At 64.8% G+C, this 15,934-nt stretch carries 3 protein-coding genes; all 3 read right to left on the bottom strand.

Annotation, left to right across the window (positions count from 1 at the left end; genetic code table 11):
- Positions 1–82 precede the first annotated feature (82 nt).
- Genes ACG2LG_RS12345 through ACG2LG_RS12335 form a run of 3 tightly spaced genes read right to left on the bottom strand, consistent with a single transcriptional unit; the run spans position 83 to position 15,929 of the window.
- The gene (locus tag ACG2LG_RS12345) at positions 83–12,250 is read right to left on the bottom strand and encodes an Ig-like domain-containing protein (RefSeq protein ID WP_396259398.1); all 12,168 of its coding nucleotides are present in this window, start codon (positions 12,248–12,250) and stop codon (positions 83–85) included.
- Positions 12,251–12,274: 24 nt separating this feature from the next.
- Positions 12,275–13,285, bottom strand: coding sequence for a peptidyl-prolyl cis-trans isomerase (locus tag ACG2LG_RS12340; RefSeq protein ID WP_396259397.1), 1,011 nt, complete (start codon positions 13,283–13,285; stop codon positions 12,275–12,277).
- A 10-nt stretch (positions 13,286–13,295) separates the two neighbouring features.
- Positions 13,296–15,929 carry a cadherin-like domain-containing protein gene (locus tag ACG2LG_RS12335; RefSeq protein WP_396259396.1) on the bottom strand — a complete coding sequence of 878 codons (2,634 nt, stop codon included), beginning with the start codon at positions 15,927–15,929 and terminating at the stop codon, positions 13,296–13,298.
- Positions 15,930–15,934: the final 5 nt, after the last annotated feature.

The raw sequence follows: 15,934 nt of genomic DNA, 5'->3' as shown, positions 1-15,934 counted from the left end.
ACCGCGACTCGACAGGTCGCGGTCTTTCCGTATCCACCGAGCGCCTTTGCACACACAACCGGCGCATGACGCCGGGAAGAAATCAGGGCACGGTCACGATCCTCACAAACAGCCTGCCGGGATTCCCCGGCGGTGAAACGAGCGCAACGGTCTCCCTCACCCCGAGAACCGAGGGTCCGAAGTCGTAGGTGACATCGGTGTTGAACCAGTCGACCAGGTTGAGACTCCACTCGACCCGCATGTAGGCGGGCGGGAAGCTGTCCGAAAGCGGGAAGGTCAATTCGCCTCCCGAGGGATCGACCTTGACGAAGGTCATCGGGGGAGGGTCCTGCATCGTCGCCGATCCGCCGAACAGCATGTCGAAGATGTTCGACTGCTTGTCCCCGTCGGGGTTGGCGTCCATGCCCCAGACGGTGCTTTCCTGGGCCGGATCATTGAGCACGGCAGGCGGAAACTGGGTCGCCGCCCACACCTGATACAGCCCCGCCAGCCCGGGACCGGCCGTAACGTCGATCTGGAACACGGCGGAGTTGGTCCGGGAACCGAGCGGATTGACCGCATAAACCACCAGCGCGTAATCGCGGCGCTCCGTGGAAGTCGGGGTGCCACTGAAGCTCCCCGTCGCAGGATCGAAGGCAAGCCAGCCATCCAGCGGCAGCGGACTCCCATCGGAAAGCTCCACTCCGAGGGTGAGTTGGTCGGGGTAATTCGCATCGCCGAAGGTCTCGCCCGGCAGGGTGAACCCGAACAGTTCATCCTGGTTCGCCACCAGATTTTCGAGCGGCATCACCAATTGGGGGCCGAGGTCATACTGGAACTGATAGACGCTTGCCGAGCCCGCCGAATCCACAAGGCTGGGATTCTCCCCGTCCCGGATCGCTCCGACCACTCCGGTGAAGTCATCCAGAGCAACGGCGTGACCGAAGCGATCGGAGACGCTGATGTCGTTCGGAACGTAGCGGTCGATCTGGTTCCATGACGGGGAAGCCGCGGCGTCGAAGCGGAAGACATCGACCTCGCCGCGTCCCGGTTGCGTGTATCCCGGGGATCCAACCATGAACAGGTCGCCCGAAATCGCCACCGCATGTCCGAAATGGAGCGTACTGGAACCATCGAACGCCGAGAACTTCTGCACGAGGCCCCACTGGTCCGCACCTCCCTCGTTCCGTTCGTGGATCCGGGCACCACCGGCAACAAAGTTCGCGTCGGCCGGGTCGCCGGAGTAGGTTCCGGCGTGAATGCCAATCGCCAGGCGATCCCCGGAAAGAGACACCGAGAATCCGTAGCCGGAGAAACTCGATCCATCAGGTCCGGTGAAGTCATCCAGCCTCAACAGTTCCACGAAGGGATCGGTGAACGAGTCGCGGGTGAAGACGTATGCCGCTCCGTAGTTGCGACCCGAAATCCCCGCATCGAGGTTGGCCCCCGGTGATCCGACGACCACCGTGTCCCCCTCAATATCGAGAGACTCACCGAAGCGCTCAAAGTCATTGAGAACAAAGACATTCACCCGGTTGTCCGCCGCCACGAGGGTCTCGCCCGCGGTCCAGTTCCCGAGTTGGCGACGGAACACGAACGCACGCCCCGACCGGGGAGCTCCCGGAAGGTTGGCCCGGGGGGCACCCACCAGCAGGGTGTCCCCGTCAATGGCCACCGCGGCACCGAAGGCATCACCCCCTCCGGCATTTACCGTGGGCGGGAGAAGCTTGGCCACCTGCGACCACGCGTTCGGATTGATCGCATCGCGCTCGTAGACATAGACGGCACCCGACCCGGGACCGGCGGCGTCCTCACCGGGGGCCCCGACCACGATCACGTCTCCATCGATGGCGACCGCCTCGCCGAAAAGGTCATCCGACTGGGCATCAAGCGCACTCAACTCGGCGACCTGACCCCAAGGCAGACCAAACCCGGAATTCTCCTCGTAGACGTACGCCCGGCCCTCGTTGGTTCCCGCACCGTCGCGAAGCGGCGAACCGACGACCAGCGTGTCGCCGCTGACCCCGATACTCTCTCCGAACTCGGCGGCAAATTCCGACTGATCGACTCCGGTCGGATCAAGCGGCAGCAGCCGGTCCACCTCGCCGTGCAGAATGATCACCGTCGTCAGCGCATCGACGACCGGCGGGGCAAATCCATCATCGACCGAGATGGTGAATTGGGCCGTCTCCGAAGACTCGGGGGTGATCCGGTCACCCGGAGTCGGCGTGAACAGAAGCGCGCGAATTGCGGATGACACCGCGGCGGGCGTACCCCCCATCACCCAGGTTCCCGGTGTGGTTTCAATGAACCCACCCAGCTCCGAAAATCCACCCTTCGCCGGATCATCGATCTGGACGGTGACGGTCTGGGCCTGGAGCTCAAGGTCGTCGACATCGTTGATATCGACCCCGCTGAACGGCCGGATCGAGGTGAATTGATAGAGCCGCTGTCCGCCGACCGTGCCGGTCAGGACGGGCGGATCGTTGACCGGGGTGACGGTGGTCACCGCCGTGTCCACGATCACCGGGGAGGCCACGAAGCCGTCGTCCATGCTCACGGAGAACAGGGTGTCCTCCGTGGTTCCCACGGGAATGCGGTTGATGGTCGGCGTGAACACCAGAGCCCGCAGTGCGGCGGTGATCTCCTCGGCCGTGCCGACAAACTGGAGCACACCCGGCGAAAGCTCGGTGCCGCCACCGACCAGCGTGCCCCTGGCAGGATCGTAGGTCACGGTCAGCGTCACCTGCTGCAGTCGCTGCTCGTCGTACTCGATCACGGTCGCGTTGGCGAAAGGATTGCCCTGCATCGTGTCGTTGACCCCGCTCGGATCCGCACCGATGAGCATCGGTTCGTCATTCACCCCCGTCACCGTGACCGAAATCGACGCGGTGTCCTCATCCTCGAGCGTGGAGCGGACATCCACGACCGCGAGACCCGGGTAGGTGCAATCCCCATCGTCGGCCACCCGATAGGTCAGGTGCGCGAAGCCGATGAATCCGGCATCCGGCGTGAACTCCACCTTGCCATCCACCACCGTGGCGGTTCCGGCTGAGGCAGGGACGACGTCGACCGGCTGCAGGGAAGTCAGGGAGAAATCCGCCTGCCCGGGCTCCGGTTCGGCGGGGAAGGCCGCACGGAGCACCCCGTCGTTGGCGGTCACATCGAGGGATACCGGTCCGCCTTCCGCGAGGACGGTGAAGGCATCGTCACTCACGCTGACGTCGCCCACCTTGACGATCACCTCGCCCTCGCCGGTTCCGCCGAGGCCGTCCGAGACGAAATAAGTGAACCGGATACTCCCGACAAAGCCGGGCACCGGAACGTAGATGAGATCGGTGCCACTGATCTGCAGGGATCCCCCACCGGGAGCACGCGCGATCCCGGCAGTGTAGCCATCCTCCAGCAGCAGCCGGTTGAGCACGACGATCTCGTCGCCGGTCGCACCGGTGTCGATCAGATACTGGGTCGAAGTCCGCAGGGTCACCCCCTCGAAGCGGGTGGCGTCATGGATCGAGGCACCTCCCTGAAGCAGGGCGTTGAATTCATCCGCCATCGCCTGGCGAATCGCCGCCTCGTCCGCGGACGGGTTGCCGAACAGCACCTGCGACGCCGGAGAGAACTGCGACCAGAGGAAGCCACTCAGATTGGTGTCCTGAGCCGTGAGCGTTGCCGCGAAAGGCAGCGGGTCCGCGAAATCCGAAGGCAGGAAGAGGAAGGATGAACAGACATTCACCACGGCGGGCGAGACACCGCTGATCGTCCAACCGGCAGGACTTGCCGGCAGCACGCTGTCATTGACGAGCACCGGGAGCAGCGTCCCGGTCGAATCGCTGCGGACGTCGAAGCGGTCGTCGTTGGTTTCCAGGTCACGGACTCCGACCCGGTCGATCACCTGGATGCTGATGGTCCCCTCGGCACGCCCGGTGCCGCCCGAGGAAATTTCGTAGGTGAAGGTCTCGACGTAGGATGGAAGGCTCGAATTGTCGGGCGAGGGGGTGTAGCTGAGTGCGGCACCGTCCTCGATGATCTCGAGCATCCCACGGCTCACCGGGTTTCCGGCATTGCCGGAGTCAAGCCCGGTCGCGGTCACGAAGAGCAGTTGGCCGGCATCCGGGATGACGCGGTCGTTGAGCAGCACCGGAAGCCGGTTCGCCGCACTGCCTTCGTAAACCAGGAAGTCGTCATCCGCCGCCACCATCGCTCCCGCAGTCACCCGCACCGAAACCCGGGCGGTGTCGCTGTCGTCACCATCGGTCGCGGTGTAGGTGAACGACTCGGTGCCGCTGAAGCCGGGTGCCGGGGTGTAGACGAGATAATCCTTTTCCCCGGGCGGCGCGTCGACGATCTCGATCGTGCCACCCTGATCCGGACCGTCCGGCCCGGCACCAATCGACGAGATCGAAAGCTCGCCGGGCAATGGCGACAACCGCAGATCGTTCTGAAGGATGTTCAGTTGGTTCTCCGAACTGTCGGTCTGGACCGTGAAATAATCACTGCTGGCCCGGACACCGTTCGAAATCACCACCACCGTGACGAGTCCACTGGAAGTGCGACCACTCGAGTCGACCACCTGATAGGTAAAGTCCGCCTGTCCCGTCTCCCCTTCGGCCGGATCGAATTCAAGGCTGAGGTCATCGCTCGCCACGTCCATCGTCCCGAGAGCTGCTGCCGCGGGATCGGTGGTGCTGACGCCTGAGATCGTGACGCCGCCGGTGCCTCCCTGGAGGACGTTGTCGTTGGCGAGGACGTCCAGTTCAGCCACCACGTCACCGGGACCCGGGCCGGTCTCATCGAAGCGAATGCTGAAAATGTCGGGGTTGGTTACGAGGTAGCCGACGCTGACCGTGACCGCCGCGGTCTTCGTGCCTCCATATCCATCGGCCACCGTGTAGGTGAAGCTGTCATCCCCAAGGAAGCCCGGGTCGGGCGAATAGCTGAGCGCATCGCCGTTGACGATGATCACCGACCCGTTGGACGGACCATCCTGAGTCGAGATGATTTCAAAGTCCTCCCCGTTCGCCGGCAGGACGTTGTCGTTCTCCAGCACGTTCAGCGTGTTGCTCGTGCTTCCGGCCGGCACGCCGAAGCTGTCGGCGCGGGCATTGAGGGTCTCCCGGCGATCGACCACCAACACGGTGACGGTCGTCTCGCCCGTCGCGCTTCCACCACCGGACATGCGATAGCTGAAGGTCTCGGTGTAGGGAAAGATGACCGCCGCCGGCGAAGGCGTGTAGCGGATCTGGCCGGCCTCGACCACGGCCGTGCCGCCTTGGTCGGGATTCGCGGTGATCGCATCGAGACTCAGGGGCGCCCCGGTAGCCGGGATGATGCTGTCGTTCGCCAGCACATCCAGGAGCGGTGACTGGGTCGTCGCCACCGTGAACGCGTCCGGATTGGCACGAAGGTTGCCGTTGAGACGGTCGATGGTCACCCGCGCCGTCACCAGCGCGGTGTCGCGATTTCCAAGGTCATCCTCAATCGTGTAGGTGAAGAACTCATCACCCACGAAGCCGGTTTCCGGCGTGTAGAGGATGGATTCGTCGCCATTGAGGCTCACCGTGCCGCCCGCACTCGGGGGACCCACCGCGACGATCGAGCGGGAGGTCGCCAGGCCGTCGAGGCTGGTGTCGTTGACCAGCACCCGGAGTTCGATGTCCGAACGGTCGACCTCGACGCGGAAGATGTCATCGTTCGCAAACAGGTGGCTGCCGTCGAGAAGGGTGTAGTCGAAGGTGTCCACATACGACTGGTCGGCGGCGAGGCCTTGGAGCGTGAAGTTCGGCGCTCCGGACGGACCGGCGAAGACCGAGGCGCGCGGATCGTAGAGGAAGGTGCTGCTCAAGGCCTGCCAGGTCCCGCCGAGACCGGCGTTCGCCGGATCGAAGGGCACCGGGATGGCGAACCGATCCTCATCGAGGCGGGTCGCCAAATACTGCCCGGTCAGCGGGCCACTCGAGGGCAGGACCACTTCCTGACCGGTTTGCAGGCCGTGCCCGACCGAAACGATCGCGGTCGAACCGGGATCCCCGGTCACCCCGCCCATCGAGGAGATCTGGCCACCACGATTTTCGAGCAGGTAGTCGACCCGGGCCCCGAAGACGGTCGTCGCCAGATCCTCCTGCGGGCGCACAAATCGCCGGTTGTCCGGCAAGGTCCCGTTCTGGTCGATTTCGACACCATTGTCGATGAGCCCTGAAGGAAGCACCGTCAGCAGCGTCTTTTCGTCCACGGTGTAGGTCGCGGGCGATGCCACCGGAGTGTCATTGCGCCCCTCGACCATCACGATGAAGGTCGTCGGGACCGTCGCGATGCCATCGGTGACGTTGACGGTCACCACATCGATCCGCCGTTCCTTGAACGCAAGCGCTTGAAGTTCCGGTGATCCGGTGGGGTCATAGGTCAGCACGGAGGCGTCCCCATTGAGGCGGATCGCCGCCTGGAGAGGGCTGGTTTCCTGTCCCGGACCGATGGCCAAACTCAGCTCGTCGTTCGTGTCGACCTCGCCGTCATTGTCGAGGAACCGTGATTTGGGGAGTTCGAGTGCGGCGTCCTCGTGTGTCCAATCGACCCCGGGAATCACGACAAAGTCACTGTCGGCCGCCCCCTCGGGACGAACCGTGAGGTTGACCGTTCCGGGTCCGGCGGGTGCCGGCAACGAATAAAGCACGGTGGCGTTGCCTGCGGTTTCCGGAAGCGTGGAGCCCGCCGGGACAAACGGTAGGAGCACTGCGAGACCGGGGGGATCGTCGGTCGGGACGGGGTCGTCGTTCACCCCGTCGACCTCGACCGTGACTTCTGCCAGCGAGACCGCACCCGAGGTGTCCTCGACCGCGTAGAAGAAGGTGTCGGTGATGCTCTCCCCATCGGCGAGTGCATTGAGCTCCGGAGAGCTTCGGGAGTCGAAGATCACGTTCGTCTGGGTCCGGTCGGCACGGATCTCCAATTTGACGACTGCATCGCGGAGGCTCGTCGTCTGGAAGCGGTTGCTGTCATCGAGCTGGGTCCACAAAGCCTTGGGGCCCGCCACGGGAGCTTCGCTATCAACAAAAGTCACCGGGATCGTGAAGGTGTCCGGGAAAGCCGGGTCAACGCTCACGACATGGTAGGCGTTGTAGGAAGGGTGCCCCACATAGCCGGAGATCAGGATGGTCTCGCCATCCGAGATGCCATGTCCCGGACTCGTCACCGTCACCGGGCTTTCGCCCGGAGTGCCGGTGAAATCCGTGATGTCCGCCGCCTGGCAGACGCCGACGAGGCGCAACTGCGTGAAGGGTTGGTCGTTGGTATCCGGGTCCGAGTCATTGCTCAGGAGGCCGCCGGTGAAGGCCGTCCGCGGCAAGGGGTAGAGCGCATCGGAATCGAGAACGGGCACGCTGGCGACCGGATCGGCGAAGAGGCGGAGCACCGTGTCCTCGTCGGTCAGGATCCCCGTGGAATCCGCAAGCGGTTGGGGTGGGTCGTTGCGACCGAGCACCACCACCTCGACCAGGGCCTGCGAGCGGTTGCTCGGCGGTGAAAAGACGATCTGCCAGGTCCCCGTCGTGGCTGCGGCACCCGCAAAAGGAACGCCGATGCTGAGTGTGTTGTCGTCGATTCGGGATGCTTGGAAAACGCCGTTGTAGGCGGCAATGCTGGATCCGGAGATCGTGACCTCACCGCCTTCGCTTCCGATCCCGTGAGCGGTGATCGTCACCGCGGTATTGCCGCCATCGTCGGCAAATCCCCCCACGGTGCCGGTCGTCACCACCGTCGAGCGTGGACTCGGCATGCGGGATCCGATCAACCAGGTGCCGGGTGCGCCGGTCGGGGTAATGAAGGGAAGATCGATGCTGAGCGTGTCGTCATCGAGGGTGCTCGCCTCGAACACCCCGTTGTATTCGAGCGTGTCCGATCCGGAAATCCAGACCGTGCCGCCGCCTGTTCCGAGGCCGTGGCCGGTAATGGTCACCGCCGTGTTAGGGCCCGGGGTGACCGTGTCGTCGGCGTAGCCGCCGACCGTTCCGCTCCGAACCACGGACTCCCAGGTGCCTGATGTCTGGGAAACCACGTAGTCGACATCAATCTCGAAGACGTCCGCATCGACGGTCGTCGCCACGAAGGTGTTGTTGTACGTCGGCACGTCGGAGCCGCTGATCTCCACCATTCCACCGGCCGCGCCGAGACGGTGTCCGGGTGCCGTCACCAGGGTCTTGCCGGCCCCGCCGTCGGCGTAGCCGGTGATCGCCCCGCCACCAACGTCGAGAATCGAGTAGGCGAAGGTGTCCGTGACCCGGGCGCCAGCGGGAAGGTAGTTGTAGGCCACCCGTGGATCATACTCGAGCGAGGTGCCGAGGAGCGGTGATGCCAGCGGGTCGGGATTCACCGTGACCGGGGCATCCGGCGGACTGCTGGCGAGGTTGATCGGGAGCGAGCCGTTTTCACCGCTCAGCACGGCCGTCAGACCGCTGTCGAGATCGACGATGTAGAGGCGATCGTTGCCGTCGGCATCGACGTCATTGGCGAGCACGTCGAGCAGCGAAACATCGTCCTCGTTGATCTCGATCCGGTCGGTGACCGCGAAGGGATAGGCGTTGGGCTCACCGAAGGGGGTGCCGGTTGCCGTGGCGCCCGGTGAAGTCACGGGGCCGTCCTTGGTCAGGTCGACGCCCCCACCCGGTCCTCCCTTGATCTTGCTGTTCGGCACGAAGGCCGCGCCCTGGGACTGCGGAGCGAGGGTGATCGAGTCGGTGTCGAAATTCCTCGGGGGTCCCGTGGGATCCGCCTGATTGACGAACACACCGACGTACTGGACCGACTCCACGACCCGGTGCGTCGGGCCGGAACCACTGGGCGGCAACGGTGCCAGCAGTTCGACCCTCCCTCGCTGATCAAGGCCGAGACCGAGATCGGGGGCGAGCGAGGAGGCACCCAGCACCGGCGTACTCGCGCTGGCCGCGATCACCGCCGTTGGGCTGGTCGCCAGGATAAACCCGAAGCCCGGCTGCACCACCAGCGGCGGGCCGCCGAACTCGTAGCGGACCACGCCGTTCACCCGGATCCGGAAGCCGGCAAGGTCCACCGCCGCCTGGTCCCGGGGATTGAAGAACTCGATGAACTCGAGCGTCGGATCCGCCGCGGAAAGGAAGATCTCGTTGACGATGATCCGTCCCAGGGAATCGGCATCCACCGCGCCGACATCCGCATCGCCTTGCCGCAGGACGCCGCGTTGGTCGAGCATCGACACGCCATCCGTCGCCGCGTCCTTGCCGTCGCTGGAAGGCAGCAGGCGGTAGCCACGCGTGGGTCCCTCGAGCGTCGCGATCGGAGCCAGTCCGGGCTCGGCGTTGCGTTGGTCCGTGGAATGTTTAAGGAAGTAGTTCTGCCCCGGATCTCCGCCCTGGATCAGCGCGGTCGTCGTGTTGTCGTCGGAAAGGTTGCCACCCTGCGACGAAATCTCACCCGCACCGGCCACCTGCAGGTTGCGGTCGCTGCCGTCGGCAAACAAGCTGTTGGTCAGCAGCACGTCGGTATTGCCGGCGTTGCTGTGGATGGCGCTTCCGTTCCCCGCCGCGTCGACGTTGGCGGCGAAGGTCGAATGGGTCACCGAGACCCGGAACGGAACCGTCGAGGTGTAGCTCTCGGCATAGATCGCGCCCCCGCCGTAGCCGGTCGGTGCTCCCTGGATGTTGCCGGAAAAGGTGCAGTTCTCGAACACGCAGACCAGATCGGTCCAAAGCGAGACCGCCCCACCTCCCTGCCCGGAGGAAACCACCAGCCGGTTGTTCTCGAACAGGACGCGTTCGGCACGGACGGAGCCCTCCTGCACGTCCACCGCGCCGCCCCAGCGACCCGCCACGCAGTCGGAAATGATGCAGTCCTCGAGGATGAGTTCGCCCGGACGGGTGGCCGGATCGATCCGACTGACCCGCACCGCGCCCCCCAGGTCGGCGAAGCCGCTGGAAAGCCTCAAACCCTTGAGCCGGACGGTCGCCTTGACCTGCATCAGCTGAATGTCATTGGCATCGGTATTGCCGTTCGCATTCGCGTCGCCGGAGATGGTCAACTTGTCCGGACCCGGCCCGAGCAGCGTCAGGTGACGATCCATTTCGAGCGGTCCATGGAGGGCGCTGAGCCGGATCACCGCCGGGTAGCTCGGCAGTGCGAAGGTGATGACGTCGTTGTTCTTCGCATGGAAGAGGGCATGGCGAAGGCTGCCTTCCGTGGTGGGATCATCCGCCACGTTGGTGACCATGAAGTTGCGGCTGTCGCTGATCAGGACGATCGGCAGGACCCGGGTCGTGATGTTCAGGACGGCGTCGCTCGCCGAGATCGTGAAGTCGGTCCGCCCGGGTTGACCCGGCGGGAACAGGTAGTCCGGGTTCGGATTGAAGACGATTCCCCGGATCGCGGTTTGGGCGTCCGGCGGGGTGCCGCTGAAGCGATAGATTCTGGGATCGGACGGATCGGGCTGCTCCCCCGGATTGAGGGTATCCTCATCGACGAAGCCACCCAGCGTGGCCGGATCGAACTCGCCCTTGGCGCGCTCGGCGAGCGTGATGGTCACGTCCACTTCGGAATTGTCGGTGATCCCGATCTTGTCGAAAGGGCGCGGACCGGTGGACGGATCGATCAAGGCCGGGTTCGTCGAAACTGGAAAGGCGACAGATCCATCCCAGGTAATGTTCGGGGATCCGTCCACCGAGGTCACCTCGATCCGGGTCTGGCTGTTGGTCAGGACGGTGGTCCCGTCATCGATGGAAATCGTGATGGTGACCGTCTCGCTTCCCCCTTCCCGCTGGCGATCCGGATTGGGTTGGAAACCCAGGTCCGCGAGCAGGTTGGTGATTTCCCCCGCCGTGCCCTGGATGACGCCATTCACCATGAGTGCGGCCGTGTCGCCGGTGAAACTTCCCTTCGCGATGTCGTCGAGGGTGATCGTGACGGTGAGTTCCTGGCCGGGGTCGGCATCGGAAACCGTCACATTGGCAAAGGGAAAGATGGAGTCGTTGGACGGGTCGTCGGTGATCCGGATCAGGCCGGTCGGAAGTCCCGAGATCTGCGGCGCGTCGTTGTCGAAGACGATCTCGAGAGTCACGGGGTCGGTCTGGGCAGCTCCCTTGTCGCCGCTCGGGTGGACATCGACCACGGACACGTCGAAGGTCGCATTGACGATCGCCCCCTGGAGGTTGGGCTGGAATTCAACGTCCTTGATCGACTCGGCCACCGCTGCCGCGTCGCCGGTGATCGGCGTGGCGGGGACCACCAGCGTGCCCCGGGAGGTGCCGGTCTCGTTCACGGTCACCTCAAAGGTCTCGTCCACATCCGGATCCGTCACGCTGAGCCGGAACAGCTTCCAGGTTCCGGAGTCGGGAATCGAATTCTGCGTCAGGGTGGCGGCGACTTTCGGAGGGTCGTTCACGCTCTGCACATATAGGGAGCCGCTCACCGGGCCGGCAGGACCCGCGCCCGCGATATCGGTGATCGTGACGGAGGTCACGAAGTCGTAGAGGTTGACCGGTCGGGTGTTCGGATTTGGCGTGAAGGTGAGGTCATCGAGGGCCGCCTCGGCCTGGGAAGGCGTCCGGTTCAGGCGGGTGAAGATCACGTTTCCACCCGAGGCCGACTGGAACCAACCCGGTGACGCGAAGGTCCCGTGGTCGAGAATCGCCTCGTCGATCGTGACCGTAACGTCGATCTGCTCGGGATCGGGCTTGTTGTGATCGACATCGCTCACCGTGATCGAGTCGAAGACCGCCACGGTGACGGCCGGCGTTCCTTCCGCTCCGGTGGGAGTATCCAGCATCGGCTGGCCGGCCGAGGCACCGGCGCTGCCGCCCTCGCCGAGGGTCCCGCCAAGTACGGGAGGGTCATTGACGGGCGTCACTTCGATCCGAACCAACTCGTCGGATCCTGACAACTCGCCATCGGCGATGGCCCGGATGGAAAAGGCGCTGATGATGCCATTTTCATTGGAGTCAGGGGTCCAGGACCATGTCGTGGTGCCGGCAAGAACGGTCCCGGTTGCCACGACGACCCCGCCACCGTCGCGAAGCGTACCCGAGGCAACCGACCTCAGCTGGAAACCTATATCACCCTTGGGTGTGGTGTCATCATTCACGTTCGACTTGCTCTCAAGAAGCGCACGAGTGATGGGAATCGCGGTGTCCTCATTAACCGGCCCCAAGTCGTCGACATTGGTAAGCGTCGGCGGAGCGGCGAAAGCGGGAGTCGCGAGGGCGACCAGCGCCAGGCAGGAAAGCCGCAGAAGTTTTCTGGAGTGTGTGTCCATGCGTCGGGGTGGAAAAATCGGGAATCAGCGGGAAGCGGCGGGGCTTGGGACCCCGGCGGGGCCAGTCGGAGCAACGGGTGGAGCGAGAGATTCGGAGGAGGCGGGAAGCTCGACCCCCGCCAGGGCGTCGGCGTCGATCGAGATCTCGGCCGCACTGAGAATGTCGGCCATGAAGTCCTGCTGAAGTTGCTGTCGCTTCGCGATCAGAAGGTCCTGATAGAGTCTCGCGGAGACCTTTTCGAAGGCCGGCAGCCCGCCCGGACGGCTGTCGGTCTTCATGATGACGTAGAAGCCTTCGGGGGCCTCGATGATCCCGCTCCGTGCCCCGGGCTCGAGGGAGCGGCCGACCTCGAGAATCGAATCGGGAACACGTGCGGAGCCGGCACCGGCCTCGATCCAGCCGATGTCTCCGCCGCGGTAGCGGCCCGCCTGGTCGTCGGAGTAATCGACCGCGATCGCACCGAACCCGCCGGCCGCCGGGCCGCGCCCGCCGGGTGCGGGATTGGCGTCACTCTTGGCGACTCCCTCCTCGAGCCGCGACCGGACTTCCGCACGATAGTCGTCCGGGCGTTTCTCGTCGGCTTCCAGAAAAAGGATGGCGAAGCGGTCGAGGTCCTTGGTGCCGAGCTCCGCACTGCGGTTCTCATACTCCTCGCGCAATTCCTCGTCGCTCACCTGCGCGTTGGCGACCGCCGGCTCGAGGTCGCGCTCCCGCAGGGCGGCAATCAACAGGTTCTCCATCCGGCGGCGGGTGTCCGGATCCTCATCGAAGCCTTCGGAACGGGCCTTGGCCAGCAGGGCCCGTCGCTGGATCAGCTCGTCCAGCAGCTCCTTCGTGGACGGAATCGCTTCACGCCGTTCCATCCGCCACTTCGCCTCCGCAAGCAGATCCGCCTCGGTGACCGGCTCGCCGGCGACCGTCGCGAGCACGGGCGATCCTCCCGCCGCGTCCGTCTCGGACGGCGGTTCACCACAGCCGGTGAGCAAAACGGGGGCCGCAAGAAGCATCGGCAGGATATGGAGCTTGGAAAACATCAGGTGCAGATCATTCGCCGGAAAGAAGGAGACGGACGCGCATGGCCGCCGTCTTGGCCTCGGACATCGGGCGCTTGGCCCGGAAGACCGCCGTCTCCGGATCATCCGGAGAAAACTCGTGGGTGATCTCCTCGACGAACTCGGGACCCGTATTCCAGGTGACCAGATCGTTGGTGTATTCGACCTGGTAGCGGAGGTCGGTGACCCCCGGCTTGCGGCGGAACGAAAGCATCAGGTGGTCACCTCCAAGCTCCGCCTTTGGCAGGCGCAGCCGCGTGTCCGCCGCATTCGGATTGAAAGGATCGACCGCAAATCCATAGCGCATCAGGAAGGACATCCCCTGCTCGGTGGAGCCGGAAAGTCCGCTCTCCGCAAGCCAGGCCGGATAGGTCAGGCGCTTCGGCACGATCACCAGACGGGCCAGCGGCGAAGCGATGGCGTAGGCCACGTCCGGCTTCAGGTCCATCCGGATGGTCTTGGCGCTGGCCCCCGAGAAATCGACGCCCGCCGTCGGGGTGAATTGAATCAGCTTGGTCGTCTGGCCGGCCGACATCGAGGTGAACGGGGTCACATACTGGTAGTCGACCCCGTTGACCGCGGTCCCCGTGAGGCGGAATTGAACGAAGACCTCGGGGGAGGTCAGCCCGCCCCGCCGCATCAGGACCGAAGCCGGAGTTCCGGTCTCGACGCCCGCAATGCCATCGAGCACCTCGAGGCTCAGCTGCGGCTTGAGGTCCTCGATCGCCATCTGGGCCGAGGACTGGCTGGAAATGAGGTAATCCGCCGAAGTCACGAGTGACAGGTGAACCTGTTCGTTGAACTCGACCAGCGAGTCGACGTAGGGGCGCACCCGAAGCTCGGCCGAGGCCGCCCCGGCAGGCATCACCAGGGTGCTTGGAAGGAATTCATAGTCCGAGCCGTTGGTCGCATTGCCCGTGAACAGTAGAGAGACATTGAGGCTGTGACCCAGCTCGCCCTCGCGTTCGATCGTGAAGACACCGTCGGCCGGGCCGTTCTCGCTGGCACCGGTATTCGTCGCGATCACACTGAGACGGGGCGGCATGCCGACGTCTCCCGTCACGAGATTCCCGGCATAGTAAAGGTTCACCAGGTCGGACGGTTGCAGCGGTGAGTCCAGCAGGCGGATCACGGCATCGGAGTAGCCCGTCGCCGTGCCGGCGGCCGAAATCTCAAGCAGGGCATCCGCACCGTCGCGCCGGATGCGAGCGTAGTCCGTCAACAGCAGTGACGGCCCGTCGAGCATCGGGCTGATGTCGATCGTGTCGCCGGCCGCGGGATCGAAGTCGGTGATGACGTCGACGGCGGTGGAAGCCGAAAGGAACAGAAATGCATCCGCGCCCGGCCCGCCTGTCAGCCGGTCCGCTCCGTCGGCACCCATCAGGAAGTCGTCCGCCGTTCCACCCGTGAGGATGTCATCGGCCGGGCCACCGAGAAAGATGTGGGCCGGATCGATGCCATAACTCTCGGCGTGGGCGAGTTCCTGCGACTCCGAGAGACCGGCCGTCGGGGCGGCGAATTGGTGTGGGCCGGCAGTCGCTCCGAAATCCACAATCAGGTGACCGAAATCGCAACCCAGCCGATGGCTTTCATAGCGAACCTTCTCGGCCGCCGTGAGCGCGACGGAATCCGCATCGGAGTCGAACAAGAGGATGCTCACCTCGCCGCGGGACTCCGCATGAGTGGGATCCTCGTCGCGAACGCCAACCTCGAACGGTCCAACCGTCGATCCCTCCTGGTGGTCGAAGCGAAGCCGGCCCGAACGCACATCCGCCAGGGTGAAGGTCGCCCCCGGCTCCAGAGCGGTCGCGGTCGGCTCCGGCAGTTCCGCGGCATTGCGTAGCACCAGCATCCCACCGGTCGGCAGCGAATGAAGCGTGAAGGTCAGCGAGTCGGCCGGCGTGTCGCTGTCCGCGACTTCAAGAGGAATCAGGGAACCACAATCCGCGTAGGCGATCACTTCCCGGGTCAGCAGCAACGGCTCGGTGGGGTCGCGCCCGGGATCCGTTCCGGCAAGGAACTCCGCGAGATTGTTCAGGCCGTTGCCGTTCGAATCGGTCAGGGCGTCGCTGCCATCCTGCTTGTCGAGGCCGTTGGCATCCTCCCACCAGTCGGGCATCCCGTCGCCGTCACTGTCGAGTTCCTCGGCGATGACCCCGAGGTCGATCCGCACGGCGCTCGCCCGCAAGAGTTGGTCCAGATCGAAGGCGGACGTCGCCGGCGGCAGGATCTCGGCCATGACCCCGTCGACCGTGATCTCGGAGTGAAAGGCCGGTGCCTCGGACGTGCCGAGCGGCACCGCGTTCGTCGTGGCCGTCTCGCCGAGCATGACCGCCTGATGGGGAACCCGGACGGTGTAGGAGAATTCGCCGCCACTCATCTCGGCCATCTCGCCAGCCAGCTGGATCGACGAACCATCCGGCTTCTGGATGGTCCAGAGGAGCCTGCCCTCGACCACGAGTTGCTCGGTGTTCGGGTTGCTGCGGTTGAGGACCCGGCCGTAGAGAATGGTCTCCGGTTCGGCGATGAAGGCATGCACTGCCGGGGCGGCGAGCCAAGCGCTCGCGACGCATGACGCGGCGAGCCGGAGTCCGCGGACCGGTTGGGAGATGTTCCAGAAATTCATGAGGA

Origin of the sequence: Haloferula sp. A504 (assembly GCF_044385805.1) — a bacterium.
Classification (GTDB): Bacteria; Verrucomicrobiota; Verrucomicrobiia; order Verrucomicrobiales; family Akkermansiaceae; genus Haloferula.
The sequence above is the reverse complement of the archived record's forward strand: the minus strand, read 5'-3'. Positions and strand labels throughout refer to the sequence as shown.